14 protein-coding genes and 1 tRNA gene are annotated in these 15,177 nt (G+C 45.1%); 6 read left to right on the top strand and 9 right to left on the bottom strand.

Annotation, left to right across the window (positions count from 1 at the left end; all coding sequences use genetic code 11):
- Positions 1 to 10: 10 nt before the first annotated feature.
- From pdxA to lptD, 3 genes are read right to left on the bottom strand one after another with little or no spacing between them, the layout of a single operon-like run.
- Positions 11 to 1,003 carry a 4-hydroxythreonine-4-phosphate dehydrogenase PdxA gene (pdxA, locus tag QMA41_RS15165; protein ID WP_281630077.1) on the bottom strand — a complete coding sequence of 331 codons (993 nt, stop codon included), beginning with the start codon at positions 1,001 to 1,003 and terminating at the stop codon, positions 11 to 13.
- Positions 993 to 2,288: a peptidylprolyl isomerase SurA gene (gene surA, locus QMA41_RS15160; protein ID WP_281630076.1), complete on the bottom strand. Its 1,296-nt coding sequence runs from the start codon at positions 2,286 to 2,288 to the stop codon at positions 993 to 995. The genes pdxA and surA overlap by 11 nt, the downstream gene beginning before the upstream one ends.
- A gap of 54 nt (positions 2,289 to 2,342) precedes the next feature.
- A complete protein-coding gene (gene lptD / locus QMA41_RS15155) occupies positions 2,343 to 4,715 on the bottom strand; it encodes an LPS assembly protein LptD (RefSeq protein ID WP_281630075.1) in 2,373 nt (790 codons plus the stop codon).
- Positions 4,716 to 4,863: 148 nt separating this feature from the next.
- Here lptD and djlA point away from each other — a divergent pair, with 148 nt between their 5' ends.
- On the top strand, positions 4,864 to 5,715 hold the full coding sequence (gene djlA / locus QMA41_RS15150) for a co-chaperone DjlA (RefSeq protein ID WP_281630074.1): 852 nt from the start codon (positions 4,864 to 4,866) through the stop codon (positions 5,713 to 5,715).
- A 61-nt stretch (positions 5,716 to 5,776) separates the two neighbouring features.
- Here djlA and QMA41_RS15145 read toward each other — a convergent pair.
- The 5 genes from QMA41_RS15145 to rpsU form a co-directional block, all read right to left on the bottom strand.
- A tRNA-Ile gene (locus QMA41_RS15145) sits at positions 5,777 to 5,852 on the bottom strand.
- A gap of 139 nt (positions 5,853 to 5,991) precedes the next feature.
- Positions 5,992 to 7,845, bottom strand: coding sequence for an RNA polymerase sigma factor RpoD (gene rpoD, locus QMA41_RS15140; protein WP_006958179.1), 1,854 nt, complete (start codon positions 7,843 to 7,845; stop codon positions 5,992 to 5,994).
- A 97-nt stretch (positions 7,846 to 7,942) separates the two neighbouring features.
- Positions 7,943 to 9,700, bottom strand: coding sequence for a DNA primase (gene dnaG, locus QMA41_RS15135; RefSeq protein WP_038164023.1), 1,758 nt, complete (start codon positions 9,698 to 9,700; stop codon positions 7,943 to 7,945).
- Between the two features lie 93 nt (positions 9,701 to 9,793).
- A complete protein-coding gene (locus QMA41_RS15130) occupies positions 9,794 to 10,237 on the bottom strand; it encodes a GatB/YqeY domain-containing protein (protein ID WP_019277505.1) in 444 nt (147 codons plus the stop codon).
- A 26-nt stretch (positions 10,238 to 10,263) separates the two neighbouring features.
- Positions 10,264 to 10,479, bottom strand: coding sequence for a 30S ribosomal protein S21 (gene rpsU, locus QMA41_RS15125; RefSeq protein ID WP_001145625.1), 216 nt, complete (start codon positions 10,477 to 10,479; stop codon positions 10,264 to 10,266).
- Positions 10,480 to 10,707: 228 nt separating this feature from the next.
- On the opposite strand from rpsU, the gene tsaD reads away from it, so the two are divergent.
- Together tsaD and QMA41_RS15115 are read left to right on the top strand one after the other, a co-directional pair.
- Complete coding sequence (gene tsaD / locus QMA41_RS15120; RefSeq protein WP_006958176.1) at positions 10,708 to 11,724, top strand: tRNA (adenosine(37)-N6)-threonylcarbamoyltransferase complex transferase subunit TsaD; 1,017 nt, start codon at positions 10,708 to 10,710, stop codon at positions 11,722 to 11,724.
- Positions 11,725 to 11,857: 133 nt separating this feature from the next.
- Positions 11,858 to 12,673: an alpha/beta fold hydrolase gene (locus tag QMA41_RS15115; protein ID WP_281630073.1), complete on the top strand. Its 816-nt coding sequence runs from the start codon at positions 11,858 to 11,860 to the stop codon at positions 12,671 to 12,673.
- Between the two features lie 17 nt (positions 12,674 to 12,690).
- Here QMA41_RS15115 and plsY read toward each other — a convergent pair whose 3' ends face one another.
- Positions 12,691 to 13,302: a glycerol-3-phosphate 1-O-acyltransferase PlsY gene (gene plsY / locus QMA41_RS15110; protein WP_043009255.1), complete on the bottom strand. Its 612-nt coding sequence runs from the start codon at positions 13,300 to 13,302 to the stop codon at positions 12,691 to 12,693.
- A 158-nt stretch (positions 13,303 to 13,460) separates the two neighbouring features.
- On the opposite strand from plsY, the gene folB reads away from it, so the two are divergent.
- Genes folB through QMA41_RS15095 form a run of 3 tightly spaced genes read left to right on the top strand, consistent with a single transcriptional unit; the run spans position 13,461 to position 15,120 of the window.
- Complete coding sequence (folB, locus tag QMA41_RS15105; RefSeq protein WP_019277509.1) at positions 13,461 to 13,814, top strand: dihydroneopterin aldolase; 354 nt, start codon at positions 13,461 to 13,463, stop codon at positions 13,812 to 13,814.
- On the top strand, positions 13,811 to 14,305 hold the full coding sequence (gene folK / locus QMA41_RS15100; RefSeq protein ID WP_019277510.1) for a 2-amino-4-hydroxy-6-hydroxymethyldihydropteridine diphosphokinase: 495 nt from the start codon (positions 13,811 to 13,813) through the stop codon (positions 14,303 to 14,305). The genes folB and folK overlap by 4 nt, the downstream gene beginning before the upstream one ends.
- An 11-nt stretch (positions 14,306 to 14,316) precedes the next feature.
- A complete protein-coding gene (locus QMA41_RS15095) occupies positions 14,317 to 15,120 on the top strand; it encodes an undecaprenyl-diphosphate phosphatase (protein ID WP_038164036.1) in 804 nt (267 codons plus the stop codon).
- The last annotated feature ends 57 nt before the right edge of the window (positions 15,121 to 15,177 follow it).

Raw genomic sequence — 15,177 nt, 5'->3', positions numbered from 1 at the left:
TGTTCTCAAGTTAACTGGTTTTCTTATCGACAAGCTCAATAGCGTGAGTCAATGCCGTTGTAAAACTTCCTGTGTCTGCATCACCTGTCCCTGCAAGGTCTAATGCAGTGCCGTGATCCACGGATGTCCTGATAAATGGTAGGCCCAGAGTTATGTTCACTGAGCGACCGAAACCTTTGTATTTTAGCACTGGAAGCACCTGGTCGTGGTACATGCCTAATACGGCATCTGCCTCATTGAGATACTTTTCGTTAAAAATCGTATCGGCAGGGAGTGGCCCGACAAGATCAATACCGCCTTTCTGACGCAGCTTCTCCAGTGTTGGCGTGATGGTGTCAATTTCTTCCCGACCCAGACAGCCATCTTCTCCTGCATGTGGATTCAATCCACAGACATATATTTTAGGTGATGAAATAGCAAACTTCTCAACCAAATCCTGATGGAGAATATTCACTATTTTCTTTAGCCTATCTTCGGTTACTGCTTTAGAAACGTAAGCCAATGGAATATGAGTCGTCACCAAAGCAACTCTGAGTCCTTCGGTAGCCAGCATCATCACCACCAGTGGCGTATTTGATTTGTCAGCAAAGAACTCAGTATGACCACTAAACGCGACGCCAGCACGATTAATTACGCCTTTGTGCACAGGGCCGGTGACAATAGCATCAAACTCACCATTCATACAGCCCAAAGCGGCTCTTTCTAGTGTTTCTAGTACATAGTGGCCATTTTTCTCATCGAGCTGACCCGCATTCGCAGGGACATTAAGCGCAATATGATCGACAACTAAAGAGCCGGCTTGCTGAGGAGTAGGAAGAGCAGCTGCATCATAATCAATAAGTTGTACGTCGATATCGAGTTGCTTAGCGCGTTGCTCCAGCAAACCCTTATCCGCACTAACCACAATTTGGTGTGGCCAGCTTTGCTTAGAAAGAGCTAGGACCAGATCTGGGCCGATACCCGCGGGTTCGCCCGCGGTTACAACGATGCGCTTAATTGTCATCCTGTTCTTCCTTGACCACTTCAACAAATGCACTGGCGCGAATTTCCTGCAACCAAGCACTGGCTTCTTCGTTGAATTTACGGTTAAAGATAATTCGATACGCTTTGTTCTTTAGTGCTGAATCAGTACGGTCGACCTCACGTCTATCCATCACCTCAACAATATGCCAACCGTGTACGGTTTTGAATGGCTCACTGATTTGACCGACAGGTAGTGTGTCGACCTGATGTTTGAATTCAGGTACATAAAGATCAGAAGTTTGGTAACCTAGCTCACCTTGTTGGGCTGCAGAGCCAGGGTCTTGGCTGTATTGCTGAGCCATTTCTGCAAAGGTAGCCTTACCTGATTGAATACGTTGAGTAATGTCTAGAAGCTCTTTTTGTACGCCTTCATCACTAAGGATCACGGTTGGTTTAATCAGAATATGACGGGCATTCACCTCAGTGACCGCAACCGTCTCTAGCCCCTTCACATCTTCAATTTTTAGGATATGAAAACCGACACCGCTGCGAAATGGGCCGATAATACTGCCTTTATTCTGCAAATTGATTTGATCGGCAAAGATGGTTGGCATTTCTTCTTTGCGCATCCATCCCCAATCGCCGCCTTGTAAAGCTTTAGGACCTTTTGAGTAGGTGTAAGCCATGGTGCTGAAATCAGAGCCTTGGTTGAGCTCTTTAACGATTTGATTGGCTTTTTCTTCGATGGCGGCTTTGTCATCACCATCATTTACGCGTAGCTGGATGTGGCCAATTTTGTATTGCACGGTCGCGTTGGTTTCTTTGGCTAGAATGTTAGCAAGATTATCGACTTCAGCAGGCAAAATATTAATACGACGACGAACTAACGCATTACGCGCTTCATTTGCGGCAATTTCTTTACGTACTTGTTCACGAAATTGAGCGTAGCTTAGCCCTTCTTCTGTAATCGAGGTGTTCAACTGCTCAAGTGTTTGGTTGTTGTTTTTAGCTATCTCGTCAATCGCTTCGTTTAGACGGTTGTCGTCTATGCGAACACCAATTCGTTCCGCTTCTTGCTGCTGGATGGTGTCGACAATCAGTTTTTCTGTGACTTGCTCACGTAGAGTCGCTTCATCTGGAAGGGACTGGTTGTTCTTTTTCGCATTCGCACGAATGGTTTTAAGCGAAGTCTCGATATCACTTTGCAATACCACGCCGCTATTAACAATAACCGCTACCTTATCCAGTTCGACAGGCTCGGCTTGTACAAAAGAAAGCTGGCTGGCTGCAATCAGTCCAAGCAAGGTTTGCTTCCAAAGTTTCATTAAATTTCCTGTGAGAATATCTAGTCTGTGGTGTTAGACCACAAGCTTTTTAAATTAGTTGTTTAAGAAGAACGGACGCCCGTAGCCAAGGGAGTTACTTGCTCCAGCTACCCCTGTAACACCCGAGCTAGATCCTAAATTAGTACCGAAGCCAATAATACCAAAGTTAAAGCTGAAGTTATTTTCGTATAACGGCTGTGGTGGCTCAGAAAGCAAGCCACTTTGCAACTGTTTGCTATATGAAAAGCCAATGTACCAACAATCAGATCTGTAACTTAAGTTTGCTAACCATTCTAAAGCTTCTTCAGAAGTTAAATCGTAAAAATACTGTGCATTGGCATACCAATTTCGTGTCAGCTGGTAGCCCGCAAGCAAGCCTGCTTGCGAAATACCATCTTCCGTTATGGTATTTAGGTCTCCAATGCTATCTCCTAAAGTACTTTCTATGTAACTACGAGTTACATAGCGGTAATTGCCCTGAATATAACCATCTGAGAATCGATATTCTAGAGTACTGTTACCTAACTGTACTTCACTGGTATCGATATCATACTGAATACCGCCATGATAAAAGAGATAATCATCGTAGTTGAAGTCCATCTCCACTGCCCAAGCCGAATAGTTGGACTTATTGTCTTGGTTATCTAGGGCTGAATTCTTGGTATCTTTATCTAGGTAGAAGATTTGACCGAATGAGATATTCAGGCGCTCTTTGTACTGCTCATCAAAGAAGCGTGTTGAGGCACCATAGCTGAATTGGTTAGCTGCGGCAATACGATCGACGCCACTATATTTACGACTACGAAATAGCCCGTAATAGTCGGTTTGTAGCAGCGTTGTATCATAGAGGTAGATTTCACTTTGATCTTCTTCTGGAACATACAGATATTGGATCTGCGGTTCCAGCGTCTGAGTGTAGTTATCAAACAGAACGGTATCTCTTTCAAGAACCACGCCAGCATGAGTTCTAAACTCTGGAATCACTCGAGAAGTGGACTCCTTTAGGTTGTAACCATCGTTGCTAAAGGCAGCAAGGTTAAGACCATCTAAGTCTTGTTGATAGTAGGTGCCTAGTACTCGAGCCTCTGTTGTCCAAGTCCCCCAAGTGGTACCAACTGGGATTTTTATACCGGGCTCAACATGCACTCGTGTAGCCGATGGCTTATCTGGATCGTCAGTGTCAAATTGAGAAACATGGCTGATTACATCAAAATCAAGATAGCGCATTAGCTCAGGAGCGTAGTAGTTAAACTCTACTTGGGGCAAAAGTCGGTATGGAGTATTGCTACTAGTTGTTAATACTTGGAAATCTCGAGTTAAGATTGTGGCATCCCAAGCTGATGAACGATAAGTAGCTTGCGCTTCTTGCAGAAGTTGACCATCTGATTGATTCCCCAAGCTTGAGTCGACATTAGAAAAGTAGCTGATGTCACTGACTTTGGAATAATCTATTTCGAATTTCCAGCTTTCTTGGAAAATACCGTTGTGTTGCCATTGAAATCCCCATCGGTCTCCTTGTTCTGGGTATTTTTTATCATCAGGTAGGTATTCAGATTTCAATGTACTATAGCCGAGATCTGACAGGTAACGAAACTCACTGTTTAGCTGAGTACCTCGTTCTTGCATGTACTTTAGTGTGGTTTCTAAATCATAGTTGGGTGCCAAGTTCCAGTAAATCGGCACTTCCATTTCAAAGCCATCACTGGAGCCATAAGATACCGTTGGGTACAAGAATCCTGTTTTACGTGTATCACCAATCGGAACTGTTAAAAACGGCAGATAAAAAACAGGCACGTTGAGGATTTCAAAGCGTGGATTATAGAAGGTAGCTTCTTCTTCGTTCTGGTCGATATCGATACTTGATGCTTTCATTCGCCAAGACTTATCGCCTTCTGGACAAGATGTAATCGTCCCATCTTCTATCTCATAAACAGCCTTGCCCGTTTTAGAGACATAGACGGCTTCACCACGACCAGGCTCACATAAAAACTTATAGTTAGTGTTCTCTAGTGTCACTTCTTCAGTATTGAGTTTGTTGACAGCTTTATCTGATATAGTTTTCAGTTCGCCATCACTGAATGTCACGTTACCTTCTGCCACCACAATGTTATCTTGCTGATGCAAGGTAACATTGTCTGCTTTCATACGTTTCTTGCCTTGAACGACAGTAACATTGCCACTGTAGGTGGCTTTGTCACCATTGATGGCTTCTAAACTGTCGGCTTCAACGTTAATTGGCAGTTGATTTGCGTTTTCAGGCTCCTCTTCATTGACCAGACATTGGTCAATAAGGTCTAATGTTTGGCATTCGCCAATGAAAGGCATTTCTTGTGAAGTATCGAGAGGGATGTCTTCAGCCTGAGCTTGGGGCATAAGAAACGCGGCACTAATAGAAGTGGCTAACAAGGTGCGAGAAAAACGTGGCATCGAGTTTTACTATCCTGTTGAACTTGATATATCCGGTGAATAGATGACCGAATGTAAAATAAAACGGTCCTTATAATAAAGGAATTTGTCGCTTACGGCACTATCAGACCGCTTTACTAAGAAAAAATTCAGAGATTGAGAGCACATAATGCATATTTTCGGCAAAATACTCGGCACTTTTTTTGGCTTTCTGATGGGAGGACCATTTGGTGCGATATTCGGTCTATTTTTAGGTCACCAGTTCGATAAAGCCCGCCGTCTACGCCAAGCTGGATTTAATTCGGGCTTTGGCGGCGGACCTAGTCAAGCTGAGCGGCAAGAAGAGTTTTTCAAAGCTGCGTTTGCGGTAATGGGGCATGTAGCGAAAGCTAAAGGCCAGGTCACTCGTGAAGAAATTCAGCTGGCGACCACCATGATGGAACGAATGAATCTACATGGAGAGTTACGCCGCGCCGCACAGAATGCTTTTCGTGAGGGTAAAGACGCCGACTTCCCATTAGACACTGTTTTAGAGCGAGTTCGTATTTCATCCGGTGGTCGATTTGATTTAATGCAGTTCTTTTTAGAACTGCAAATCTCGGCAGCGTTTGCGGATGGTGATATTCATCCAAGCGAACGCAGTGTGTTACATAAGGTAGCGAAAGGGCTAGGCTTTTCTTCTGACCAACTAGAGCAGCGCTTGCGTATGCAGGAAGCGGCGTTCCGCTTTCAACAAGGAGGCTTCGGAGGGCATTCAGGCAGTGGACATTCCCATCAGTCTGGCAGTTGGCAACAAGCCTCGACTGCGGATCAATTAAGTGATGCATACAAGTTACTGGGGGTCGATAGTAGTGCTGATACAAAAACAGTTAAACGTGCTTACCGTAAGCTGATGAATGAGCATCACCCCGATAAGCTAATGGCAAAAGGTTTACCACCAGAAATGATGAATGTGGCCAAAGAAAAAGCACAAGAGATTCAAAATGCCTACGACTTGATCAAAAAGGCCAAAGGTTTCTGAGGCAATCGAAATCGAAAAAGCAAAAAGCCTGATGAGTTTCTTCATCAGGCTTTTTTGTATTTGGTGGCCCCTCGCAGACTTGAACTGCGGACCAATCGATTATGAGTCGACTGCTCTAACCACTGAGCTAAGGGGCCGTTAGGAGGAGGATTATAGGGGATGCAGATCGGGCTGTCTAGATACTTGATAGGGTAAATGCGCTCAGATTTTATTCACTTAAATCATTTGGATACAAAAAAGGCGAGCTAATGCTCGCCTTTTAATCAATTTGCTTAGTTATTCATCCAAGAAGCTGCGCAGAGTTTCTGAGCGGCTAGGGTGGCGAAGCTTACGTAGTGCTTTCGCTTCAATCTGACGAATACGTTCACGTGTTACGTCAAATTGTTTACCAACCTCTTCTAATGTGTGGTCAGTATTCATATCGATACCGAAACGCATACGTAGGACTTTCGCTTCACGAGGTGTTAAGCCAGCCAAAACGTCTTTCGTTGCCACTTTTAGACTTGTAGAAGTCGCCGAATCAAGAGGCAGCTCAAGCGTTGTATCTTCAATGAAGTCACCTAGATGTGAATCTTCGTCATCACCGATTGGTGTTTCCATTGAGATTGGCTCTTTGGCAATCTTCAGAACTTTACGGATTTTGTCTTCCGGCATTTGCATGCGTTCTGCAAGTTCTTCCGGCAACGGCTCGCGACCCATCTCCTGAAGCATTTGACGAGAGATACGGTTAAGTTTGTTGATCGTCTCGATCATATGAACCGGGATACGGATAGTTCGTGCTTGGTCAGCAATCGAACGAGTGATCGCCTGACGAATCCACCAAGTCGCGTAAGTCGAGAACTTGTAACCACGACGGTATTCAAACTTATCTACTGCTTTCATCAGACCGATGTTACCTTCCTGGATCAGATCCAAGAATTGTAGGCCACGGTTGGTGTATTTCTTCGCAATAGAAATTACCAGACGTAAGTTTGCTTCAACCATCTCTTTCTTAGCACGGCGAGCTTTCGCTTCACCGATAGACATGCGGCGACTGATGTCTTTGATGTTTTGAACCGTAAGCGACGTTTCTTCTTCAATCACTTTTAGTTTCATGATTGAACGGCGAATATCATCTTCGCTGCGACGGATTTTTTCCGCGTACGGTTTATCTGAAGAGAGAATCTCGTCTAACCAAGCTTCGCTAGACTCATTGCCCGTGAAGAGGGTAATGAACGATTTCTTTGGCATCTTGCCATACTCAACAGAGGCTTTCATGATCAGGCGTTCTTGAGTACGAACACGCTCCATTGAGGTGCGTAGCTCTTCAACTAGGTAGTCAAACTGTTTAGGTGTTAGACGGAACTCTTTGAAGACGTCGATAACCATTTCATGCGCAAGTGTCGCTTTCGGGCTCTCGTTGCCATACTCGTTACAAGCAAGCTGATAGTTCTGGAAAGTGTTACGTAAAGCCGTGAACTTCTCTAGAGCAAGCTCAGGATCAATGCCTGTATCTTCCTCTTCTTCATCGTCTTCAGACTCTTCCGCGTCTTCTTCTTCAGCATCTTCATCTTCAAGATCTGATTCTGCAAGTTCAGAACCGATATGCGTAGCTGTTGGTGCCGCCGTTTCATCTGCGTCTGGATCCACGAAGCCCGTGATAAGGTCGGTTAGGCGAAGTTCTTCTGCCTGAACCTTATCAAACTGCTCAAGAATATAAGGGATGGTTCCTGGATACTCAGCAACGGCATTTTGAACTTGGTTGATACCATCTTCAATACGCTTTGCAATATCGATCTCACCTTCGCGAGTCAGCAGTTCTACGGTACCCATTTCGCGCATGTACATGCGCACTGGGTCAGTGGTGCGGCCGATTTCATTCTCTACGCTTGATAGCGCAGCAGCAGCAGCTTCGGCTGCGTCTTCATCGGTGATTGTATCGTCATCATTCAGTGCAAGATCATCAGCATCCGGAGCGGTTTCCACTACTCGAATGCCCATGTCGTTGATCATCTGAATGATATCTTCGACCTGCTCGGAATCTACGATTTCTGCTGGCAGGTGGTCGTTTACTTCTGCGTAGGTCAGATAGCCTTGTTCCTTGCCTTTAATGACAAGTTGTTTTAGCTGTGACTGCGGATTTTGATCCATAGACGGTATCCAACTTAGTATCTGGTGAAGGAATTAGTATGCGAGTGCAAACCACACATATTAACAAATTAATTTGTTGCTGACTATTCGAACAGGGTTACGCTTTTAAATCTAGCATTAGTGCTAGTAGCTCCCTTCTTTCTTCGGTTGATAAACCGACACTTCTTTCTTTGGCCTGCAGATTCTCAATTTGCTTTTCGACGCACTGAGCCAGTATTTTGTCCAGCGAGTCTAAAAATATATCTTGTTCGTTGTCTTCGTCGAGCGGGATTTCCCATCCGGCTAAGCGAGACAGTAGAGCGTCATGGCTCGTATTTCGCCAGTGTTCGGTCAACTGGCCTGTGTTTACATTGGGGTGGTGATGACAATATTCAAGCACCTCAACAAATAAACTTAATCCCGGTACCGATAAGCCTTTCACGCTTGAGAGGTCAGGTACCATTTGAGCATAGCTCGGATTTTGAATAAGCAAAGCGATAACCTCACGCATTGGAGTGCGCTTGAGCTCCTTATGTGGCTGAGGTCTGGTTTCATTTGTCTTTCTGCGCGGTTGGCGCAGTCGGTTATCAAACCCTGTACGTTCATCAAGTAACTTTTCCAGTAACTCTTGGAAATAAGGATCTGGAATTTTGTTAATTAAGCTACTTGCATGGGCTCTTAACGCCGACTTACCTTCATTGCTTCCTAAGTTGAGCTGATGAATCTCGATTAAATTTTCAAATAGGTAGCGTGAAAGCGGAATGGCTTGATGCATTTGCTGCTCAAAGGCATCTTTGCCGTATTTTCGGATATAGCTATCTGGGTCTTCACCATCAGGAAGAAACAAAAACTTCAGAGTATTACCTGTTTTCAGGTATTGCAGCGCATTCTCTAGCGCACGCCAAGCCGCCTCTTTACCCGCGCGGTCGCCATCATAGCAACATACAACGGTATTGGTTTGACGAAACAGCAGTTGAATATGATCACCGGTCGTAGACGTACCAAGTGAGGCCACTGAATAATCGACACCATATTGCGCTAGCGCGACTACATCCATATAGCCTTCGACGACAAGAATCTGAGGAGGCTCGCGGTATGCTTGGGTTACTTCGTATAGCCCGTAAAGCTCTTTACCTTTGTGGAAAATAGGTGTTTCAGGAGAGTTAAGGTATTTTGGTGTACCATCTCCAATAACTCGTCCACCAAAACCAATCACTCGACCTCGACGATCACGGATTGGGAACATTACCCGGCCGCGAAAGCGGTCATAGCGGTTGCCTTTGTCGTTCTCAATCAGCATCCCACCTGATACAAGCATATCTTGCGCTTGTTTCTGCTGACCAAAGTTTTTCCGCACCAGATCCCATTCATCAGCGACATATCCGATGCCAAACTTCTGAACGATTTCACCAGATAAACCACGCTCTTTGAGGTAGTCAATTGCGACCTTACTGGTAGAAAGTTTGAGCTGGTCTCGATAGAACTGCGCAATCCCAGTCATCAAATCGTAGAGGTTACGTTTTTGCTCGGTATTTGCTTGAGGCTGATTGGAAGGAAAGCGGCCACCCTGACGCTGCTCTCTTGGCACATCAATCCCAAGATAAGAGGCGAGTTCTTCAATGGCTTCAGGGAATTCAAGGCGCTCATATTCCATCATGAAGTCGATGGCATTGCCGTGTGCCCCACAGCCGAAACAGTGATAAAACTGCTTTTCTTGGCTAACACTAAAGGAAGGTGTTTTTTCGTTGTGGAAAGGGCAGCATGCGCCGTAGTTTTTGCCTTTTTTCTTAAGTTTTACCCGAGCATCAATGATATCGACGATATCCAGTCGAGCCAGTAGGTCATCAATAAAACTGCGGGGGATGTGTCCTGCCATAAAACCTAACAAAGAAAGAAAAGACTAATCTAGATACAAACAAGCCGTGCGTTCCAGAGGATAGCACGGCTTGCTGCAATTTGGGTTGGGTAATTAACCTAGTTTAGCGCGAACTAAACCGCTTACTTTACCCATATCTGCACGCCCTTGAATTTGAGGCTTAAGCACGCCCATTACTTTACCCATGTCTTGCATGCCCGCAGCACCTGAATCAGCAATAGCACTCTCAATAAGTGCCGCCACTTCTTCATCAGTTAGCGGTTGAGGCATAAAGTCCTCAAGTACAGCAATCTCAGCTTGCTCAGCGTCAGCCAGATCTTGTCGACCTGCTGATTCGAATTGAGCGACAGAGTCGCGACGTTGTTTAACCATTTTCGTCAGCACAGCGAGAATATCGTCGTCGCCCAGAGTAATCTGTTCGTCAACTTCACGTTGCTTAATGGCGGAAAGAGCTAAACGAATAGTGCCAAGGCGAAGTTTGTCCTTGGCTTTCATCGCTAATTTTTGCTCTTCTTTGAGAGTATCAATCAGAGCCATAACTAGAATCCTTTTGGACTTAGCTATTAGTACAGGCGAACGCGACGAGCGTTTTCGCGAGCTAGCTTCTTAGCGTGACGCTTTTGAGCCGCTGCTTTAGCGCGTTTGCGAACTGTAGTTGGCTTTTCGTAGTGCTCACGACGACGCACTTCAGAAAGGATACCTGCTTTTTCGCAAGAGCGTTTGAAACGACGTAGAGCAACGTCGAACGGTTCGTTTTCACGTACTTTAACTACTGGCATATGCCTTTCACCTCAGGGGTTATTCGTTAATGCTGATTTCACAGTACCGAGCTTTAATGCTGGGTCTACAATCAGCTTGATCAAAAATGGTGCGGAATTTTAATCCGATCACATAGGCTTTGTAAAGCCCTTTGTAGTCTATTCAGTATACAAAATTTGTTTGCGAAGCCAAGCCGAGGTAAGATTGCGCCAATTTTGAATCAGAGATTAAGACACCTAGGTTAAACCATGCGCATTATTGGTATTGAAACCTCATGTGATGAAACAGGCATCGCGATTTACGACGATGAGAAAGGGCTGCTTTCTCATAAGCTATATAGTCAGGTTAAGCTCCATGCCGATTATGGTGGTGTGGTACCTGAACTTGCCTCACGAGATCATGTAAAGAAGACGATCCCATTGATCAAAGCCGCAATGGCCGAAGCGAATCTGACGCCAAAGGATATTGATGGAGTGGCGTATACCGCAGGCCCAGGCTTGGTTGGGGCGTTGCTTGTTGGTGCAACAATCGGTCGTAGCTTGGCGTATGCTTGGGGGGTGCCTGCTGTGCCTGTCCATCATATGGAAGGTCACCTTCTTGCGCCTATGCTCGAAGATAATCCCCCTCCCTTCCCATTTGTCGCAGTCTTGGTTTCTGGTGGTCACTCAATGATGGTCGAAGTGAACGGCATTGGTGAATATAAGATTCTCGGTGAGTCGATTGATGACGCCGCAGGGGAAGCATTTGATAAAACAGCTAAACTGATGGGTTTGGATTATCCAGGTGGTCCGCTGCTTTCTAAGTTAGCTGAAAAAGGCACGCCAGGGCGCTTCAAATTCCCTCGTCCAATGACAGATAGACCGGGCTTAGATATGAGCTTCTCTGGGCTGAAAACATTCACTGCTAATACCATTGCAGCGAATGGTGACGACGAACAAACGCGTGCTGATATAGCTTTGGCTTTTGAAGAAGCGGTGTGCGCTACACTAACGATTAAATGTAAGCGAGCGCTAGAACAAACGGGTTTTAAACGCATCGTAATAGCGGGTGGCGTGAGTGCTAATCGTCGATTACGAGCTGACCTAGAACAACTTGCGCAGAAAATTGGCGGTGAGGTTTATTACCCTCGTACCGAGTTTTGTACCGACAATGGTGCAATGATCGCGTATGCAGGTATGCAACGATTGAAAAATGGTGAGCTGGCAGATTTATCGGTTCAGGCAACGCCACGTTGGCCTATCGATCAGCTTGAACCTATCGCATAGATTGCTTGTTATAAGGCCGCTCTTGATAGTCGGCCTTTTTTCTTTTTATCGGATAAAGTGAAAACATCCGAGGTGTTAACTTTGTCATTAATGATACTCTTGGATTTTATAAATATTACCAATGGAAAAAACTGTGAATAAATTTGCTGTAGATGGCCATCAAATGGCGTATCAAGATGTTGGCCAAGGCCCAGTTATCGTTTTTGGTCACAGCTATCTGTGGGACAGCGAAATGTGGGTGCCTCAAATTGAAGTATTGAGTCAAAACTATCGCTGCGTAGTGCCGGATTTTTGGGCTCATGGTCACTCTGAGTTTGCTCCGGCTTCAACTACCTCATTGGTGGATTATGCTCAGCAGATTATAGCGTTAATGGACCATCTGGAAGTTGAGCAGTTTTCGATTATCGGGCTTTCTGTTGGTGGTATGTGGGGCAGTGAAGTGGTGAATCTAGCACCTGAGCGTGTCAAATCTCTGGTTATGATGGATACGTTTGTCGGTTTAGAACCAGAAGTGACCCACAAAAAATACTTCACTATGTTGGAAACTATTTCGGCCGCACAAATGGTGCCAGAGCCTATCGTTGATATTGTTACTCCGATGTTTTTTGCGCGAAATGCAGAGCAAGAGTCACCTGATTTAGTGGCTGGGTTTCGAGAGAAGTTATCTAATCTGAAAGGTCAGCAAGCTGCGGAAGTCGCACGTATGGGGCGAATGGTGTTTGGCCGTCGAGACCAAATCGAAGATATTGAGAAGTTCGCGTTACCTGTGCTGATCGCTGTAGGGCAAGAAGACATTCCTCGTCCCGTTCTGGAATCGTATTTAATGAACGATTGCATTACGGGCTCAGAACTTATTCAGGTGCCGAAAGCTGGTCACATTGCTAACCTAGAGCAACCGGAATTTGTTACTGCAATGCTGCAGAATTTCCTTTCTAAGGTATACAGTTAAACAATAATGAGGCCTCTTCATGAGGCCTTATTGAGCCCTTTCTTTTTCTCGCCGACTTTGGGCTCCGTTCCCTCAAACAAGCGTCTGATATTTTGGTGGTGTCTGAACACTATCAGGCAACATAGCATAGCGACAGGTAATGTGTATTGAGGTTTGATCATCCACGTATATAAAGGGGCTAACAGTACAGTGACGATGGCAGCCAGAGATGAATAACGAAAAATCAATACAACCAACAACCATGTCGCAATGATCATTGCTGTTAAGTCTAGCCCTATTGGGGCTATGGCGCCTAGGGCAGTAGCAACGCCTTTACCACCTTTAAAATGAAAGAAGATCGGATACATATGGCCTAAACAGGCTGCGATCGCAATTACGCCAAGAATGATCGGGTCGATACTCAGGAAGTAACCACTCCAGACGGGAATAGTCCCTTTGAGCATATCGCACAGCAGCACTGCCGCAGCTGCCTTTTTGCCTCCAATTCTTAACACGTTGGTTGCCCCCGGATTGTGAGAGCCGACTCCACGAGGGTCAGGAAGTCTGAGTACGCGACAGATCAAAACTGCACTCGAGATCGAGCCCAATAGATAGGCAAAGATGATCATGACAAGTGCTAGTGGCGTCATAGTAAAGTTACTCGTTATAAAGAGATGTTAGCTAGGCAAGTAATTGATATCATATCGCGCTTAGAATACTCAAACTACCAACTGCGTGGCGTTTGAGATAAAAATAGTACGACTTTTTACCTGATTTGGGTATCCGACCTCTAAAGGAAGCAAAGCGCATGGATAAAGTATTTATCGAGCAGTTAGAAGTGATCACCACTATCGGCGTTTACGATTGGGAACAGGAAATCAAACAAAAGCTGGTTTTGGATATTGAAATGGCTCATGACAACCAACCAGCAGGTAAAAGTGATGATGTGGTTGATGCGCTTGACTACGCGCAAGTCAGCTCAGCAGTGTTATCTCATATTGAATCTGGCCGTTTTTTACTTGTCGAGCGTGTGGCTGAAGAAGTGGCTCAACTGATCATGACACAATTCAGTGTGCCATGGGTCAAGATTCGCCTCACCAAACCTGGTGCGGTACCGCAAGCTTCGGGTGTTGGAGTTATCATTGAACGAGGCGTGGCATGAACACCACATACATTGGAGTAGGATCCAATGTAGAAAGGCGCAAACATATTGAAGCCGCGATAGTTGAGTTGTCTGAGCTAGGTCAGGATCTTCGATTGTCCACGATTTACGAGTGTGAAGCGGTTGGGTTCGAGGGGGATACCTTCTATAACCTTGTCGTAGAAATGAAAACGCCGTTAAGTTTAACGGAATTTTCACGACAACTGCGTCATATTGAGCTCAAATGGGGGCGCGAAGAATATGCGCAGAAGTTTCAGCCGCGAACCGTTGATCTGGACATCATCTTATTTGGTCATCATGTCTCTGAACAGGCTCCAGAATTGCCTCGTAGCGATATCTATAAATACGGTTTTGTTATTGAGCCACTTAATGAGTTGTGCGCTGAACTTTGTGTGCCAGGTGATGGTCGAACCATACGCCAAATCTGGCGCGAATCGTCTTATCCAGAAACCTTAAACAAAGTCGACCTCTGGTTTGATTACCAAACATAATTGAGTATCTAATGAGTTATTTTGAAGCGTTTATTCTGGCCTTAATACAAGGTCTTACTGAGTTTTTGCCTATTTCCAGCTCGGCGCACTTAATCCTGCCTTCAGCAGTATTGGGCTGGGAAGATCAAGGTTTAGCGTTCGATGTGGCAGTGCATGTTGGTACGTTGGCAGCCGTCATGATCTATTTCCGTAGTGAAGTAGTGTCGTTACTGTCGGCCTTTTTCGCGTCTATTTTTAAGGGTGATCGCAGTAAAGAAGCAAAACTGGCGTGGATGATCATTTTAGCAACCATACCTGCGTGTGTGTTTGGTTTGCTAATGAAAGACTTTATAGAGTTGTATCTACGTAGTGCTTGGGTGATTGCGACCACAACCATCGTTTTTGGCTTATTGCTGTGGTATGTCGATAAAAATTCAAGCCTCGCGGATGATGAGTATCAGGCAGATTGGAAGAAAGCATTGTTTATCGGTGTTGCTCAGGCACTAGCCATGATTCCAGGCACTTCTCGTTCTGGCGCGACAATCACGGCAGCATTGTACTTAGGCTTTACCCGTGAAGCAGCCGCAAGATTTTCCTTCCTTATGTCTATCCCTATTATTCTATTGGCTGGTGGTTACTTAGGTCTGAAATTGGTGAGCAGTGGCGACCCTATTCATCTAGGTGTTTTGCTGACAGGGATCGTAACCTCGTTTATCAGCGCCTACGTATGTATTCATTTCTTCCTGAAATTGATCTCTAGGATGGGGATGACACCTTTCGTGATTTACCGATTGATCCTCGGCTTCGGTTTGTTTGCATTCTTACTAATGCAGTAAGCGCATAAGTTAATCAATATCTTTGTAAAGACCACATGCGTCAATCTCGCTTGAAAA

Origin of the sequence: Vibrio sp. St2 (assembly GCF_947311885.1) — a bacterium.
Classification (GTDB): Bacteria; Pseudomonadota; Gammaproteobacteria; order Enterobacterales; family Vibrionaceae; genus Vibrio; species Vibrio coralliilyticus.
This window is presented reverse-complemented; position numbering and strand designations above follow the sequence as displayed.

Coding starts and splice junctions, on each gene's coding strand:
- pdxA (WP_281630077.1), bottom strand. CDS start 1,003: ATGACAATTAAGCGCATCGTTGTAACCGCGGGCGAACCCGCGGGTATC.
- tsaD (WP_006958176.1), top strand. CDS start 10,708: ATGCGCATTATTGGTATTGAAACCTCATGTGATGAAACAGGCATCGCG.
- plsY (WP_043009255.1), bottom strand. CDS start 13,302: ATGACGCCACTAGCACTTGTCATGATCATCTTTGCCTATCTATTGGGC.
- rpoD (WP_006958179.1), bottom strand. CDS start 7,845: ATGGATCAAAATCCGCAGTCACAGCTAAAACAACTTGTCATTAAAGGC.
- QMA41_RS15130 (WP_019277505.1), bottom strand. CDS start 10,237: ATGGCTCTGATTGATACTCTCAAAGAAGAGCAAAAATTAGCGATGAAA.
- djlA (WP_281630074.1), top strand. CDS start 4,864: ATGCATATTTTCGGCAAAATACTCGGCACTTTTTTTGGCTTTCTGATG.
- folB (WP_019277509.1), top strand. CDS start 13,461: ATGGATAAAGTATTTATCGAGCAGTTAGAAGTGATCACCACTATCGGC.
- rpsU (WP_001145625.1), bottom strand. CDS start 10,479: ATGCCAGTAGTTAAAGTACGTGAAAACGAACCGTTCGACGTTGCTCTA.
- surA (WP_281630076.1), bottom strand. CDS start 2,288: ATGAAACTTTGGAAGCAAACCTTGCTTGGACTGATTGCAGCCAGCCAG.
- QMA41_RS15095 (WP_038164036.1), top strand. CDS start 14,317: ATGAGTTATTTTGAAGCGTTTATTCTGGCCTTAATACAAGGTCTTACT.
- lptD (WP_281630075.1), bottom strand. CDS start 4,715: ATGCCACGTTTTTCTCGCACCTTGTTAGCCACTTCTATTAGTGCCGCG.
- folK (WP_019277510.1), top strand. CDS start 13,811: ATGAACACCACATACATTGGAGTAGGATCCAATGTAGAAAGGCGCAAA.
- dnaG (WP_038164023.1), bottom strand. CDS start 9,700: ATGGCAGGACACATCCCCCGCAGTTTTATTGATGACCTACTGGCTCGA.